Origin of the sequence: Cohnella rhizoplanae (assembly GCF_948329515.1) — a bacterium.
Classification (GTDB): Bacteria; Bacillota; Bacilli; order Paenibacillales; family Paenibacillaceae; genus Cohnella; species Cohnella rhizoplanae.
In genome coordinates, this window is sequence record NZ_CAOJCN010000001.1 from 724,048 (window position 1) to 738,124 (window position 14,077).

The window sequence follows — 14,077 nt, forward strand, 5'->3', positions numbered from 1 at the left end:
GGAGGTAGCTGAAGATGGCCGACATATTGGCTTACGATCTGGGAGCGAGCAGCGGCAGGGCGCTGCTCGGCAGGCTCCGCGGCGGACGGATCGAGACGGAGGAGCTGCACCGCTTCCCCAACGATCCCGTCCAGGTCGGCGGGCGTCTGCATTGGGACATCCTGCGGCTGCTGCACGAGATCAAGCAGGCGCTGCTTAAGGCCAAACAGAGAGGCACGGACATTCAGAGCATCGGCATTGACTCCTGGGGCGTCGACTTCGGGTTCATCGGCTCGGACGGCGAGCTGCTCGGCAATCCGTACCATTACCGCGACGGCCATACGGCGGGCATCATGCCTCGCGTGTTCGCGGAGATCCCCGAGGCCGAGCTGTTCGCGAGGACCGGCATTCAATTTCAGCCGTTCAACACGATCTTCCAGCTGTACGCGATGAAGCAAGCGAATAACCCGCTGCTCCGCGAGGCCCGGCGGATCCTCATGATCCCCGACCTGCTGCGGTACTTCCTGACGGGAGAGCTGCACGGGGAGTTCACCAACGCGACGACGACGCAGCTGTACAATGCCACCGCGAAGGCGTGGGACCGCGAGCTGCTGGCGAAGCTCGATCTGCCCGCGGACTGGTTCGGCCCCGTGCTCTCGCCGGGCGACCAAGCCGGCACACTCAGCGCAGCGGTGACCGAGGAGCTGGGCATGCCCGCGATTCCGGTCTACGCCGTCGCGGAGCATGATACCGGCTCGGCCGTCGTGGCCGTGCCCGCGCTCGAGGAGCACTTCGCCTATCTCAGCTGCGGCACCTGGTCGCTGATCGGCACCGAAGTGACCGAGCCGGTGCTCGCCGACCGCGCGCGCGAGCTGAACTTTACCAACGAAGGCGGCGCCTGCGGCACATATCGCTTCTTGAAGAACATCATGGGACTATGGATCGTCAACGAATCCCGCAGAGCCTGGGAGCGCGAAGGCCATGCCTATTCGTTTCCCGAGTTGGTCGGGATGGCGGAGGCCGCGCCCGCATTCGCCTCCTTCATCGATCCGGACGACGATCTGTTCATGCCGCCGGGCGACATGCCCGGACGCATCGCCGAGTACTGCCGCCGTACGGGGCAGCGGCCGCCTGCCGGCGTCGGAGAGACGATGCGCTGCATCCTCGAGAGCCTCGCGCTCAAGTATCGGTACGCGCTGGAGCGGATCGAGGAGCTGACCGGCCGGACGTACGGCGGGCTCTATATGGTCGGGGGAGGCATCCAGAATACGCTGCTGTGCCGCTGGACGGCGTCGGCGATCGGCAAGCCGGTCTGGGCGGGTCCGGCCGAAGGGAGCGCGATCGGCAACCTCGCCGTCCAGTGGATCGCCTCCGGCGAGCTGGCCGATCTGCGCGAGGCGCGCCGGGTCATCCGCGATTCCTTCGACGTCCTGACCTACGAGCCCGCGGCTGCGGATGCGTGGGAGGACGCCTACGGAAAATTCTTGCGGGCGACATCGCTTTAGACGTAGGATAGGAGGAAAGGAGGACGCCGAATGCTCGTCGCGGAACGTTATGAAAAAATCGTGGAGCTCGTTAACGAACGCGGCAGCATCCGCGTGTCCGAGCTGTCCGAGCTGTGCGGCGTGACGGAGGAGACGATCCGCCGGGACCTCGACCGGCTGGAGCAGGCGGGACGGCTGCGCCGGTCGCACGGCGGCGCCGTCAGCGTCAAGGACCTGGATGCGCACGCGCAGCCGGAGACGCCGTACTCGGAGCGGGAGATCATCCGCGCCGACGACAAGCGGCGGATCGCTCTGGAGGCGATCAAGCTCATCTCGCCCAAGGACCGGATCCTGCTGGACGCCAGCTCCACGACCTGGTACATGGCCCGCGAGATGCCCGACATTCCGCTGACCGTGCTGACCAATTCGATCAAGGTCGCGCTCGAGCTCGCCGGCAAGGAGAAGATCGAGGTCATCTCGACCGGCGGCCAGCTCGCCCGCAGGTCGCTGTCGTACGTCGGTCCGCTCGCCGAGCGCTCGCTCGACGCCTATCACGTCGACAAGCTGTTCCTCTCGTGCAAGGGCGTCCACCTGGAGCGGGGCATCAGCGAGTCCAACGAGCTTCAGGCGCGGATCAAGCACAAGATGATCGGAATGGCCGACCAGGTGCACGTGCTGGCGGACTCGAGCAAGTTCGGCGTGCAGGCGTTCACGCACGTGTCCGATCTGTCCGAGGTGGACCGGATCGTGACCGACCGGCGATTGCCGGGCGAGATCCTGCGCGAGCTGGAGTCGCGGGGCATCCGCGTTAGCACGGCCTGACATGATGCAGCGGCGCAGACTCGTCTGCGCCTTTAGCCACCCTTAACTTGTCTGACAACCTGACATATATCATGGACGCGAGGTGTCTAGCTATGAAGGTCTCATTGTTCATTACCTGCCTCGGAGACGCGATCTATCCGCGCGTCGGCGAGGCGATGGTCCGGGTGCTCTCGCAATACGGGGTATCGCTTGAATTTCCCCGGCTCCAGACCTGCTGCGGCCAGCCTGCCTTCAACAGCGGTTATTGGCAGGAGGCGAGGGCCAGCGCCAAGACGATTCTCGACGCGTTCGAGGACAGCGACTTCGTCATCTCTCCGTCCGGCTCCTGCACGGGCATGATCCATCATTACCCCAAGCTGTTCGAGTCCGATCCGTTCCAGCTCGCGCGGGCGGAGCGGCTGCGGGACAAGTCTTATGAATTCACGCAATTTCTCGTGAACGTACTCGGAGTGACGGACGTCGGCGCCCGTTTTCCGCACAAGGTGACCTATCATCCGTCCTGTCACGGCACGAGGCTGCTCGGCGTCAAGCACGAACCGATGACGCTCATGTCCAACGTCCGGGATCTTGAGTTCGTGCCGCTGCCGTTCGCGGAGGACTGCTGCGGCTTCGGCGGCACATTCGCCGTCAAAATGGCGGATATCTCCGGGGCGATGGTGACGGAGAAGGTCGATCACGTGAAGGAGACGGAGGCGGAGGTGCTCGTCGGACTCGATATGGCCTGCCTCATGAACATCGCGGGCAACCTGCGTTATCGCGGAGAACAGGTGCGCGTGATGCATCTGGCCGAGGTATTGGCGGAAGGGGCGGGACTGGCATGAGCGCGAATAAAGGGAAGTCTTCGGTCAAGGAACGGGCCGAGCTGGCGCTGAACGACGAATTTCTCGTCAAGGCGGTGAAGTTCACGACCGAGCGGCTTCGCAACGGGAAAAAGAATGCATCGGCGGAGCATGGGAACTGGGATGAATGGCGCGAACGGGGACGGCAAATCCGGCTGCATACGATCGCCCATCTCGACTATTATCTGAACCTGTTCGTCGACAATGCGAGAGCGAACGGCGTGCACGTGCACTTCGCCGACAAGGGCGAGGACGCGGTCGCCATCGCGATGGAGATCGCGCAGCGCAAGGCGGCCAAGACGGTCGTCAAGTCGAAGTCGATGGTGTCCGAGGAGCTGCACCTGAACCATGCGCTCGAGCAGATCGGCGTCGAGGCGATCGAGACGGACCTCGGCGAATATATAATCCAGCTGGCAGGCGAGATGCCTTCTCATATCGTCATTCCGGCGATTCACAAGAACCGGTACCAGATCGCGGACCTGCTCTCCGAGGTGGCGGGGGAGCGGCTCGAGGCGGATACGACCGTGCTGGCCGGCTTCGTGCGCAAGAAGCTGCGCGAGAAGTTCCTCGAGGCGGACATCGGCATGACCGGCTGCAACTTCGCTATCGCGGAGACCGGTTCGATGGTGTTGTTTGAGAACGAAGGCAACGCGCGCATGGTTACGACCGTGCCCAAGACGCAGATCACGCTCATGGGCATGGAGCGCATCATCCCTTCGTTCGAGGATCTCGAGGTGATGGCGACGCTGCTGCCGCGCTCTGCGACCGGCCAGAAGCTGACGATGTACATGTCGGCGATCACGGGACCCAAGCGGACGGCCGACGCGGACGGTCCCGAGGAGATGCATATCATCATCGTCGACAACGGACGCTCGCTGCAACTGGGCGATCCCGAGTTCCAGGAGCTGCTCAACTGCATCCGCTGCGGCGCCTGCCTGAATGCCTGTCCGGTCTATCGCCATATCGGCGGACACGCTTACGGCAGCACGTACAGCGGCCCGATCGGCGCGGTGCTCACGCCGGCGCTCAACAAGAACGTCGCCGAGTGGGACGATATCGCCAACGCATCGAGCCTGTGCGGCGCCTGCTACGAGGCTTGTCCGGTCAAGATCCCGCTGCACGATATGCTGATCTATCTGCGGCGCCGCAAGGTAGAGACGGGCAACGGCAAGGCGGTCGAGACGGCGGGCATGAAGGGATTCGCCGCGTTGACGGGATCGAGCGCGGCGATGAAGGCCGCGCTCGCGATCGGCAAGATCGGCCAGCGGCTCGTCGTCCGGGGCGGCGAGATCCGGACCAAGCTCGGCCCGCTCAAGGGCTGGAACAGCTACCGGGTCACGCCGAGTCTGCCCAGACGCTCCTTCCGCGACCGCTGGGAGAAGCTCGATCGCGAGATCGACGCCAAGCGGCCGCCGATGGCGCCGGATATGAAGCGCAGAATGGAACGGATCGTCCAAGAGCGGGAACAAGGAGGCGGCGGACATGGCGGACATTAAGCGGCAGGCAGTTGGCGAGAGTATCGGCGAAGGCAAGACTGCGGCTGGCGCGGCGCAGGCCGGACTCGCGGGCGCCGACGCGGAGCACGCAGCCTGGCTGGCGGAGATGGAGCGCGCGTCCCGGGCCAAGCAGGAGTCGTTCATGAACGGCATCTCCGCCAGGCTGCGCCACCCGCGCATGACGACGAATCCCCAGCAGCCGGCGCGGGGCGCGCCGGACTTCTGGCGGACGTTCGACTGGACGCCGGAGGAGCGGATCGAGCGATTCGAGGCCAATTGGCGCAGCGTAGGCGGACATACCGCGCGCGTCCGGGACCTGGACGAAGCAGGACGCTTCATCGCGGAGCGGGCGCAGGAGCTGAGCGCGCGGATCATCGTCCGGCAGGACCAGGATGAGTTGGCCGCGCTTGGCTTGGAGACGTCCGTGCCCGAGGCCGAGGTCTCGGTCTGGAATTCGGAAGCGGACGTCTCGTGGAAGGCGCGAGCGGCCGAAGCGGACATCGGCGTCGTGCTGGCCGACCAGGCGCTCGCTTATACCGGCACGGTCGTCGTGCGATCAGCGCCGGGCAAAGGCAGGTCGGTGTCCTTGCTGCCGACCGTGCTGTTCATCCTGGTCCCGGCGGAGCGTCTAGGCACGCGTCTCGGCGAAGCGCTCATTCCGATGGACGAGGGCGGCCGCGAGGCGCTGCCGGCCGGCGTCCACTTCATCACGGGACCGAGCCGGTCCTCGGACATCGAGAACGACCTGACGATCGGCGTGCACGGTCCCGGCGTCGTATACGCGCTGATCATCGGCTGAAGCGGATTACGGATGGGAGGCGAGACCGATCGAAGCGAAGCGTCTGACCAAGCGCAACCATTATGAAGAGATCGCGTTGCAGATCCGCCGTCAGATCGAGGACGGCCGGCTGCAGCCCGGCGACAAGCTCCCTTCGACGCGGGAGATCTCCGAGCAGTTCGGCGTCGGCCGCTCCACTACGCGCGAGGCGCTCAGCGCGCTCAAGGCGATGGGGCTCATCGATATCCGCCAGGGCGGCGGCTGCCGGGTGATCTCGGCGCTCCCGGCCGACCAGGCGCAGCGGTCCGCCGGAGCGGCAGTGCCGCCGGAGCTGCTGTCATTGCGCGACGGGCGCAAGACGCTGCTCGAGCTTCTCGAGGTGCGCCAGACGCTCGAGGTATCGATCGCGTCGATCGCCGCGTCCAAGCGGACGCCCGGCGATCTTGCCGCGCTGCGTTCGCTTCAGCTCGAGATGGAACGAGCGATCGGCGACGATATGGAGGGGGAGCGTACCGACCTCCAGTTCCATCTCCTGCTTGCCAAGGCGACGCGCAACGACATCATGATCTCGCTGTTCGCGTCGATCACGGGCCAGATGGAACGTGCGATCCGCGACATCCGCCGCGTGGAGCTTTATGCGAACCGTTCGGTCGCGCGCAGGCTGTTCGAGGAGCACTCGGCGATCCTCGATGCCGTCGCGGAGCAGGAGCCGCTCGCTGCGTCGCTGCGTATGAACGAGCACCTGGCGCACGTGGAGCGGATGCTGCTGCGGCATCTGTAAACTAAAGAAGGTACATTCCCCCTGTAGCTCCGGGGCTATGTACCTTCTTGCTTTTTCTTGCATTCTTAGCAACTCTCTAAGCTCATATTTTGCACCTACAGCCGCATTTCCGGCTGCCTCCGCGGCTCTAAGCTCACATTTTGCGCCTACAACATCAATTCCGGGCGCCTCCGTCGCTCTAGCTCTAAGCTCACATTTTGCGCCTACAGCCGCATTTTCGGCTGTCTCCAATGCTCTGAGCACCAGGCTTCAGCCCAGCAGATAGCCCATCAGCTTCTCCCCGGCAAATGCATACAAGGCCATCATCGGCAGCTTGCCGAGCGCGGTGCCCGCGATGTAAGGCAGCGGACGGATGCCGGCGGCTGCGGCGTACAGATTCACGAGCGGCTGAGGCAGGAAGGGGACGAGCCTGGCGACGAATACGAACCAGAACGGCCTGCGGCCGAGCCTCCCGGCGAACGCCTGCAGCCTGGGACTGCGGGCCAGCCAGCCCTCGGCCGCGTCCGCGAGGAACAGCCTTGCATAGAAGTACATGAGCACGGCCGCAAGCGTCGCGCCGAACCAGCTGATGGCGGCCCCTCCCGGCGCGCCGTACGCGTAGGCGGCAAGGGCGATGAAAAGCTTATAAGGAAGAACGGGAAAAAATGCGAGCGCCACGGCCAGCAGCAGCATCGTCCAGACCGATCCGGACCCGCTTTGCATGAGCGCGAGCAGCTCGTCTTTGTATAACCAAAGTCCGCATACGACAAGGCCGTATATCACGACGGCCCATCCGATTTTTTTCATCGCCGCACCTATAACGTCCGAACCGACGTATCCTCTCCCGATGGCACCGTTCGCCGGCTATATTTCTCCGACAAAATCATAGATTCAGACTACCGCATATCGCGGCCGGACCGCAACCGCCGGATCGGACGGATAAGCTGCCGCCAAGCTGACATCGCGCTTGCTTCCGCCACGGCTGGCGCATATACTATATCCCAATATCAACGCCGGTTGGACCAAGCATAGCCGTTCAGACCGTAGAGGAGCAAGAGGCCGATGACGCTGCAAAAAGGACACCCGAATCTTCGCAAAATGCGTTTGTTCGATACCGAAAACATCCATTCCGGCGAGGACCGCGACGAATACGAAAAGGATTACGCGCGGCTCATCCAATCTCCGTCGTTCAGGCGGCTGCAGGGCAAGTCCCAGGTGTTCGGCGCGGGCAGCGGCGACTACTACAGGACCCGTCTGACGCACTCCATCGAAGTGTCGCAGATCGCCCGGGAAGTCGCGCGAAGACTGGGCAAGCAATACGATTTTCTGGGCAAAAGGGAGCATCCCGGGCTCATGCTGGACCCGGAGGTCGTAGAGGTGGCTGCGCTCGCGCACGATCTCGGCCATCCGCCGTTCGGCCATAAGGGCGAAGAGGTGCTGAATGACGTATTGACGGAGGAGTTCGGCCTGAAGTACGAGGGCAATGCGCAGAATTACCGCATCCTGATGTTCCTCGAGAAGCGCGCGGGCAGCGACAGCGGACTCGACCTGAGCGCGTCGGTGCTGCTCGGCATCAACAAGTACCCGTACAATATCGACGAACCCGGACGGCTGAAGGGCGTCTATCATATGGAATGGGAGGGCATCCGCTACCTGCGCGATCTGTGGGGCATGCCCGAAGGCTGCGCGACGCTCGAGGCCCAGCTCATGGACCTGTGCGACGACATCGCATACTCGACGCACGATCTCGAGGACGGCATCCGCGCCGGGAAGATCCCGATGAGCCGCACGCTGTTCGAGGACGAGCGGATCGTGACCTCGCTCATTCAGGAGATTAATGACGATCCGGGCAACCACAGCATGAACTGGGAGCAGATCGATCTGCGTTCTATGGTTCGGACGGTGCTCAGCAGCTACCTGGAGCAATGGGAGCAGATTTACGTCGAATGCGGGGGCGAGCCCTCGCGGGCGAGACGCGAGATGAAGGCGCGCTGGGTGCGCAAGTTCGCCAACCAGGTCGGCATTCTGGACGATCCTGAGAAGAACTGGAAAAAGGTGACGTTCATCCGGGACGGCGCGCAGGATATCGAGCTGCTGCGGACGATGGAAATTCTCAAGAAGCTGGCTTGGGTGACGCTGATCAAGGATTTCCGCGTGCAGCGCCTGCACAAGCGTAGCGAAGTCATGATCCGAAGGCTGTGGGGCAGCTTTAAGGAGTACGAGACCGGCAAGCTCATCATCCCGCCGGACTGGCTAGAGAGCTTCGAGCAGCACAAGGGGCATTGGCCGTGGGAGCGGCTGGTGGCGGATTACTTGTCGGGCATGACGGACGCGTACGCGGAGAAAGTATACGGCGAGTTTTTCGCCAGCCGTTCGGGCTCGATCTACGAAAGGGATTGACCGCTTGAGCCCGCCGCTTGACCCTGACATTAATGGCAGGGTGTATGCTGGAGTCAACCTGGAGGAAGGGAGGCGCTTGGCATGAAAATCGGCGAGCTGTCGCGCAAGACCGGGGCGAGCATCCGGTCTCTCCGCTATTACGAATCGCAGGGACTGATCTCGCCGCTGCGCGAATCGAACGGCTACCGCGAATATTCGCCGCTGGCCGAGGAGCAGGTGCGCACGATCCGTTTCTATCTGCAGCTGGGGTTGACGACGGAGCAGATCGCAGGCTTTCTGCACTGCGTACTGAGCCGGCCGGAGGCGTTCTGTACCGAGGTCCTGCCGGTATACGAGAGCAAGCTGGCGGACATCGAGGCGCAGATCGCCCAGCTGACGCGCATCCGCGATAATCTCGTCGACCGCATCTCTTCATTCCGGGACGAATCCGAGCATGGCGAAGGAGAGTCGAAGCGAGATGAGAGAAGCGAACGATCTGGATTTTAAAAATGCGGTGAGGCCCTCGGGCGTGACGCTGGTGGACTTCGGAGCGACCTGGTGCCCGCCCTGCAAAGCGCTGCTGCCGGTCATCGAGTCGCTGGCTGCGGAGTATGGCGAGCGGGTATCGATCGTCAAGGTAGATACGGACGAGTCGCCCGAAACGGCGTCGAGCTTCGGCGTGATGTCGAACCCGACCGTCATCTTGTTCAACGACGGGGAGCCGGTGGAGAAGCTCGTCGGACTTCGCCCGATCGAGGTTTACAGAACGGCGTTGAACCGATACGTTTGATTCCGGCAGACGAACGAAAAGCCTTCAAGACCGAGCGATTCGGCTTGAGGGCTATTTGCGCTTGCATGAACGAGAGCCAAGAATCGGTATGATCTTGACATACCCTACGGGGGTATATTATATTATCATTATCAACTTCATTCAGAGGAGGTAGTAATGTTGAATACGACGTTAAAGGTAGAGGGCATGTCGTGCGGGCATTGCGTTAACAGCGTGGAAGGCGCGCTGAAGAAGCTGGGCGCAGAGGCGAAGGTGGATCTGGCGTCAGGGTCGGTCGCCGTGAATTACGATGAAGGCAAGCTCGGTCTCGCGGATATTAAAAGCGCGATCGAGGATCAGGGATACGAGGTCGTTTAGTTTAATGGGATTAATTATGTTTGCCGAGCAGGGAGCCATCCGCCGATGGCTCCCTTTTATATTGGGCAGCGGCAGTAGGGCCCGTTCAGAATCTGCCTCCGAGCTGCTGCTCGGCGATTTGTACGAGCCTTTTGGTGATATTGCCGCCGATCAAGCCGGCTTCGCGCGTCAGCAGATTGCCATAATAGCCGTCCTGCGAGAGCTGGATGCCCAGCTCTTGGGCGATTTCGAATTTCAATTGCTCTAGCGCGGCGCGGCATTCGGGTACGACGAGCTGGTTCCTTCTAGCCATATGTATCACCTCCGTTATTGGAGGTTATTATATCGATTGGCAGTTCCTTCTATACGGGCCGTTTAGGATACGAATTGTTTCACGTGAAGCAACATTTTATGCCATTAATCGACTTCAGGCGTCGTTAAACGCAATTAATGATTCGTATTTCGTTCGTTCATGAAGTGAGCTGGCGGGAAACCCGTCAGTTTTTTGAATATTCGGTGGAAATAAGACAGATCGCGGTAGCCGAGATATTCGGAGATCTCCCCGGCGGTGAGCAGCGACTCCTTCAGCATATAAACGGCGGTCTTCACCCGCACCGCATGCGCGTATTCGCTGATGGTCTGACCGGTAGCTCGCTTAAATAACGCAGCCGCGTGATTGGGCGTGCGGCCGATCGCGTCGCCAAGCTCTTCCTTCGTGATTTTCTCCCGGTAGTGGCCGGCGATATATGCCTTCATCCGTTCGGTCAGCAACAAGGAGGAGGGACTTGGCGGTTCTCTCAGCAACTCGCGGCACCATATGGCAACAAGCTCAAGCAGGATCCCCTCGCAGCGGATGACGGCGTAAGGCGCCTGTTCCTGCCAATCGCCGAGCAACGCCCGCAGCCGGTCGGCCATCCATTCGAAAGGCGCGTATCTCAAGACCCTGGGTACGCCATCATCGAGCAGCGGAAGTCCGACGGCGGTATCGCGTGGCGCGAGACGGGCGACGTACTTTTCATGAAAGGCGTTGGCCGCGTAATCCTCTTCATACGTTGAATGGGACGGCACGTATACAATATCGCCCTTGGAGGCGACGAGGGGCATGCCGTCGACCAGAATTTGCAGCTTGCCGTAGGTAACGACCGCCAGCAGATCGTGAGGCCGAGCATCGTGGTCCGCCTCGGTAAGCGGCAGGCCGCGGTCTTGCCGGAAGCCGGTCAATGCGATTCTGGTCATCGGCAAAGTTTCCTTTCCGATCGTACAATAATACGGTAATCATACTATAATTCATATTCAAGGGACAATTCCACGGCTAATATTAAAAGATAATGTCGAACAGAGGCAATGAAGAGAGGAAGAGCATCTTGAGAAAAACGAAAATCGTATGTACCATGGGACCGTCCTGCGACGCTGCCGAGACGCTGAAAAGAATGATCGGAGCCGGCATGAACGTCGCGCGGCTGAATATGGCGCACGGCGAATTGTCCGACCACAGCGGCCGCATCGCGCGCATCCGCGAGGCGGCGGCGGAGATGAAGGCGCTTGTGCCCGTGCTCATGGATATCAAAGGACCTGAAGTCCGGATCGGCAAGCTGGCGGAGCCGGGCGAACTGAAGGCCGGCGATACGCTCGCGCTGACGACCGAGACGATCGTCGGGGACCTGAAGCGGATCTCGGTGAACTACGGCGAACTGCCGCTCGTCGTGAAGCCGGGCAACCGCATCCTGATCGACGACGGCTTGATCGAACTGACCGTGACCGAGGTGACGGACACCGAGGTGATCACGAGCGTCGTGAACGGCGGCGTCATCAAGTCCAACAAGGGCGTCAACCTGCCCGGCATCAAGACGACGCTTCCCGGCGTCACCGAGCGGGATATCATGCATATCAAGTACGGCGTCGGCGAGAACGTCGACATCATCGCGCCGTCGTTCGTGCGCCGCGCCGAGGACATCCTGCAAATTCGCGGCCTGCTCGAGGAGCTCGGCGCCCCGCACATCCAGATCATCTCCAAGATCGAGAACGCGGAGGGCGTCGAGAACCTCGACGCGATCCTCGAAGTCTCCGACGGCATTATGGTCGCCCGCGGCGATCTCGGCGTCGAGATACCGGTCGAGGAAGTGCCGATGATCCAGCGCCAGATGATCGAGAAATGCAACCGGGCAGGCAAGCCGGTCATCGTCGCCACGCATATGCTGGATTCGATGCAGGTCAACCCGCGGCCGACGCGCGCAGAGGTGAGCGACGTCGCCAATGCGGTCATCCAAGGCGCGGACTCGGTCATGCTGTCGGGAGAGTCCGCGGCCGGCAAGTATCCGGTCGAGTCGGTCGCGACGATGTCGAACATCGCGCTGAAGGCCGAGTCGATGCTCGATTATAAGGAAGAATTCTTGCTGCGCGCGAAGGTTCAGCCGGCTACGACGACCGAGGTCATCAGCCAGGCGGTCGTCAGCTCGTCGCTCGAGCTTGGCGCAGCGGCGATCCTCACGCCGACGGAGAGCGGGTTCACCGCGCGGATGGTGTCCAAGTATCGCCCCAAGGCGCCTGTCATCGCCATCGCGTACGACGAAAAGGCGCTGATGCGGCTCTGCCTGCTATGGGGCGTCGTACCCGTAAAGGGCAGTCAGGAGCTATCCACGGACGATGTGATCGCGGCCGCCGTGCGGCACGGGCGGGACAGCGGCGCGATCGCTTCGGGCGACCACGTCGTCATAACGGCCGGCACGCCGATCGGCAAGTCCGGCACCACCAACTTGATCAAGATCGAGCAAGTTGTTTAAGTTCGTTAATTAACGTACGGAACGGACTTGCGATAAGATAGCGGGATCCAGCGGCATTCGACGCCGCGGATCCCGCTTTCCATTCATACGGCCCCGCGTCATTATGGATATCGCAGCCGCGTATGTTACAATCGGCACCAACGGCACGCGCCGCCGACTCATCAATGGCGAAGGCGAGGGAAGCAAGATGACCTATCGGATCGAAAGGGACTTCCTCGGGGAGAAAGAGGTTCCGCTCGACGCTTATTACGGTATTCAGACGATGCGGGCAGTGGAGAACTTTCCGATCACCGGCATCCCCGTGCATCATGAACTGATCATTGCGCTGGCGCACGTGAAAAAGGCGGCGGCGATCGCGAACGCATCCACCCACATGCTGCCCCGCCCGATCGCGGACGCGATCGTCCAGGCGGCCGACGAGATCATCCTGGGCGGACTGTCCGACCAGTTCATCGTCGACTCGATCCAGGGCGGCGCGGGCACGTCGATCAACATGAACATGAACGAGGTGCTCGCGAACCGGGCGCTGGAGGCGATGGGCAAGGAGAAGGGCGATTACTTCCACTGCAGCCCTAACAATCATGTCAACATGTCGCAGTCGACCAACGACGCGATCCCGACGGCGATCAAGATCGCGGCTTACCAACAGGCGCACCGCCTGCTGGAGACGCTCGAAGCGCTGCAGCGCGGATTCGCGGACAAGGCGTCGAGGTGGGACGGCATCATCAAGATGGGGCGCACGCACCTGCAGGACGCGGTCCCGATCCGGCTGGGCCAGGAATTCGGCGCGTATGCCGCCGTCATCGGCAGGGACGTGTCGCGCATCGGCAGCGCCACCGGCCACCTTCTGACGGTCAACATGGGCGCCACGGCCGTCGGCACCGGCCTGAACGCCAAGCCCGAATACATTGCCGAAGTCGTGCGCCTGATGGCGGAGGATCTCGGCATCGCGCTCGTATCGGCCGACAATCTCGTCGACGCGACGCAGAATACGGACGCTTATACGGAGCTGTCCGCCGCCTTGAAGGTGTGCGCGGTCAATCTATCCAAGATCTGCAACGACATCCGCATGATGGCCTCAGGGCCTCGCGCCGGGCTCGCCGAACTCGCGCTGCCTCCGAGGCAGCCGGGGTCGTCCATCATGCCGGGCAAGGTGAACCCGGTGATGGCCGAGGTCGTGAACCAGACCGCCTTCCAGGTGATCGGCAACGACCATACGATCTGCCTGGCGGCCGAGGCCGGTCAGTTCGAGCTGAACGTCATGGGGCCGGTCATCGCGATGAATCTGCTGCAGTCGCTGCGCATCCTTCGCAATGCCGTCGACGTGTTCATCCAGTTCGCGCTCGAGGGCATGGAAGCGAATATCGAGCGTTGCGAGAAATACGTGCGGGAGAGCTTCGGCATCGTAACCGCGCTCAATCCGCATCTCGGCTACGAGGTCGCGGCCGGCCTCGTCAAGGAAGCGCTCAAGACCGGTCTGCCGATCCGCGATATCATCCTGGAGCGCGGACTCCTGACGCCGGAAGAGATCGACGTCATCCTGGATCCGTACCATATGACGTCGCCGGGCATATCGGGGGAATGGCTGATCGGCAAGGGCGGGGACCCGCAAACTTAACCGGCGACACGATCTG

The 14,077-nt window shown here is 62.1% G+C and carries 15 protein-coding genes; 12 read left to right on the forward strand and 3 right to left on the reverse strand.

Features of this window, described 5'->3' with window-relative positions:
• Nucleotides 1–14: 14 nt before the first annotated feature.
• The 6 genes from PQG80_RS03290 (at nucleotide 15) to PQG80_RS03315 (ending at nucleotide 6,179) form a co-directional block, all read left to right on the forward strand.
• Nucleotides 15–1,484 (forward strand): rhamnulokinase, encoded by a 1,470-nt coding sequence (locus tag PQG80_RS03290; RefSeq protein WP_271749697.1) that lies wholly within the window; start codon nucleotides 15–17, stop codon nucleotides 1,482–1,484.
• 30 nt (nucleotides 1,485–1,514) lie between these two features.
• Nucleotides 1,515–2,285 (forward strand): DeoR/GlpR family DNA-binding transcription regulator, encoded by a 771-nt coding sequence (locus PQG80_RS03295; RefSeq protein ID WP_271749698.1) that lies wholly within the window; start codon nucleotides 1,515–1,517, stop codon nucleotides 2,283–2,285.
• Nucleotides 2,286–2,377: 92 nt separating this feature from the next.
• Entirely contained in the window at nucleotides 2,378–3,106 is a 729-nt protein-coding gene (locus PQG80_RS03300; RefSeq protein ID WP_271749699.1) for a (Fe-S)-binding protein, read from the forward strand.
• Nucleotides 3,103–4,620 (forward strand): LutB/LldF family L-lactate oxidation iron-sulfur protein, encoded by a 1,518-nt coding sequence (locus PQG80_RS03305; protein ID WP_271749700.1) that lies wholly within the window; start codon nucleotides 3,103–3,105, stop codon nucleotides 4,618–4,620. The genes PQG80_RS03300 and PQG80_RS03305 overlap by 4 nt, the downstream gene beginning before the upstream one ends.
• A 106-nt stretch (nucleotides 4,621–4,726) precedes the next feature.
• Nucleotides 4,727–5,419 (forward strand): LutC/YkgG family protein, encoded by a 693-nt coding sequence (locus tag PQG80_RS03310; protein WP_271749928.1) that lies wholly within the window; start codon nucleotides 4,727–4,729, stop codon nucleotides 5,417–5,419.
• Nucleotides 5,420–5,462: 43 nt separating this feature from the next.
• Entirely contained in the window at nucleotides 5,463–6,179 is a 717-nt protein-coding gene (locus tag PQG80_RS03315) for a FadR/GntR family transcriptional regulator (protein WP_334219805.1), read from the forward strand.
• Nucleotides 6,180–6,428: 249 nt separating this feature from the next.
• Here the strand turns inward: PQG80_RS03315 and PQG80_RS03320 are convergent, their stop codons facing one another.
• Complete coding sequence (locus PQG80_RS03320) at nucleotides 6,429–6,965, reverse strand: TVP38/TMEM64 family protein (RefSeq protein ID WP_271749701.1); 537 nt, start codon at nucleotides 6,963–6,965, stop codon at nucleotides 6,429–6,431.
• Between the two features lie 255 nt (nucleotides 6,966–7,220).
• Here PQG80_RS03320 and PQG80_RS03325 point away from each other — a divergent pair, with 255 nt between their 5' ends.
• The 4 genes from PQG80_RS03325 (at nucleotide 7,221) to PQG80_RS03340 (ending at nucleotide 9,684) form a co-directional block, all read left to right on the forward strand.
• Nucleotides 7,221–8,558, forward strand: coding sequence for a deoxyguanosinetriphosphate triphosphohydrolase family protein (locus PQG80_RS03325; RefSeq protein ID WP_432432709.1), 1,338 nt, complete (start codon nucleotides 7,221–7,223; stop codon nucleotides 8,556–8,558).
• Between the two features lie 81 nt (nucleotides 8,559–8,639).
• Complete coding sequence (locus PQG80_RS03330) at nucleotides 8,640–9,044, forward strand: MerR family transcriptional regulator (protein ID WP_271749702.1); 405 nt, start codon at nucleotides 8,640–8,642, stop codon at nucleotides 9,042–9,044.
• Nucleotides 9,016–9,327 (forward strand): thioredoxin family protein, encoded by a 312-nt coding sequence (locus tag PQG80_RS03335; RefSeq protein ID WP_271749703.1) that lies wholly within the window; start codon nucleotides 9,016–9,018, stop codon nucleotides 9,325–9,327. The genes PQG80_RS03330 and PQG80_RS03335 overlap by 29 nt, the downstream gene beginning before the upstream one ends.
• A 156-nt stretch (nucleotides 9,328–9,483) precedes the next feature.
• The gene (locus PQG80_RS03340) at nucleotides 9,484–9,684 is read left to right on the forward strand and encodes a cation transporter (protein WP_271749704.1); all 201 of its coding nucleotides are present in this window, start codon (nucleotides 9,484–9,486) and stop codon (nucleotides 9,682–9,684) included.
• 85 nt (nucleotides 9,685–9,769) lie between these two features.
• On the opposite strand, the gene PQG80_RS03345 is transcribed toward PQG80_RS03340, so the two are convergent.
• Together PQG80_RS03345 and PQG80_RS03350 are read right to left on the reverse strand one after the other, a co-directional pair.
• Nucleotides 9,770–9,976 (reverse strand): alpha/beta-type small acid-soluble spore protein, encoded by a 207-nt coding sequence (locus PQG80_RS03345; protein WP_271749705.1) that lies wholly within the window; start codon nucleotides 9,974–9,976, stop codon nucleotides 9,770–9,772.
• Nucleotides 9,977–10,110: 134 nt separating this feature from the next.
• Nucleotides 10,111–10,899 carry a helix-turn-helix transcriptional regulator gene (locus tag PQG80_RS03350; protein WP_271749706.1) on the reverse strand — a complete coding sequence of 263 codons (789 nt, stop codon included), beginning with the start codon at nucleotides 10,897–10,899 and terminating at the stop codon, nucleotides 10,111–10,113.
• 128 nt (nucleotides 10,900–11,027) lie between these two features.
• Between PQG80_RS03350 and pyk the strand changes: the two genes are divergently transcribed.
• Together pyk and aspA are read left to right on the forward strand one after the other, a co-directional pair.
• Complete coding sequence (gene pyk, locus PQG80_RS03355; protein ID WP_271749707.1) at nucleotides 11,028–12,443, forward strand: pyruvate kinase; 1,416 nt, start codon at nucleotides 11,028–11,030, stop codon at nucleotides 12,441–12,443.
• Between the two features lie 187 nt (nucleotides 12,444–12,630).
• The gene (gene aspA / locus PQG80_RS03360; protein ID WP_271749708.1) at nucleotides 12,631–14,061 is read left to right on the forward strand and encodes an aspartate ammonia-lyase; all 1,431 of its coding nucleotides are present in this window, start codon (nucleotides 12,631–12,633) and stop codon (nucleotides 14,059–14,061) included.
• Nucleotides 14,062–14,077: the final 16 nt, after the last annotated feature.

What these genes read in the sequence shown, in the direction of transcription:
- PQG80_RS03310 (WP_271749928.1), top strand. Translation starts at nt 4,727, where the DNA reads ATGGAGCGCGCGTCCCGGGCCAAGCAGGAGTCGTTCATGAACGGCATC.
- PQG80_RS03300 (WP_271749699.1), top strand. Translation starts at nt 2,378, where the DNA reads ATGAAGGTCTCATTGTTCATTACCTGCCTCGGAGACGCGATCTATCCG.
- PQG80_RS03330 (WP_271749702.1), top strand. Translation starts at nt 8,640, where the DNA reads ATGAAAATCGGCGAGCTGTCGCGCAAGACCGGGGCGAGCATCCGGTCT.
- PQG80_RS03350 (WP_271749706.1), bottom strand. Translation starts at nt 10,899, where the DNA reads ATGACCAGAATCGCATTGACCGGCTTCCGGCAAGACCGCGGCCTGCCG.
- PQG80_RS03320 (WP_271749701.1), bottom strand. Translation starts at nt 6,965, where the DNA reads ATGAAAAAAATCGGATGGGCCGTCGTGATATACGGCCTTGTCGTATGC.
- aspA (WP_271749708.1), top strand. Translation starts at nt 12,631, where the DNA reads ATGACCTATCGGATCGAAAGGGACTTCCTCGGGGAGAAAGAGGTTCCG.
- PQG80_RS03345 (WP_271749705.1), bottom strand. Translation starts at nt 9,976, where the DNA reads ATGGCTAGAAGGAACCAGCTCGTCGTACCCGAATGCCGCGCCGCGCTA.
- PQG80_RS03305 (WP_271749700.1), top strand. Translation starts at nt 3,103, where the DNA reads ATGAGCGCGAATAAAGGGAAGTCTTCGGTCAAGGAACGGGCCGAGCTG.
- PQG80_RS03325 (WP_432432709.1), top strand. Translation starts at nt 7,221, where the DNA reads ATGACGCTGCAAAAAGGACACCCGAATCTTCGCAAAATGCGTTTGTTC.
- PQG80_RS03290 (WP_271749697.1), top strand. Translation starts at nt 15, where the DNA reads ATGGCCGACATATTGGCTTACGATCTGGGAGCGAGCAGCGGCAGGGCG.
- PQG80_RS03340 (WP_271749704.1), top strand. Translation starts at nt 9,484, where the DNA reads ATGTTGAATACGACGTTAAAGGTAGAGGGCATGTCGTGCGGGCATTGC.
- PQG80_RS03335 (WP_271749703.1), top strand. Translation starts at nt 9,016, where the DNA reads ATGAGAGAAGCGAACGATCTGGATTTTAAAAATGCGGTGAGGCCCTCG.
- PQG80_RS03295 (WP_271749698.1), top strand. Translation starts at nt 1,515, where the DNA reads ATGCTCGTCGCGGAACGTTATGAAAAAATCGTGGAGCTCGTTAACGAA.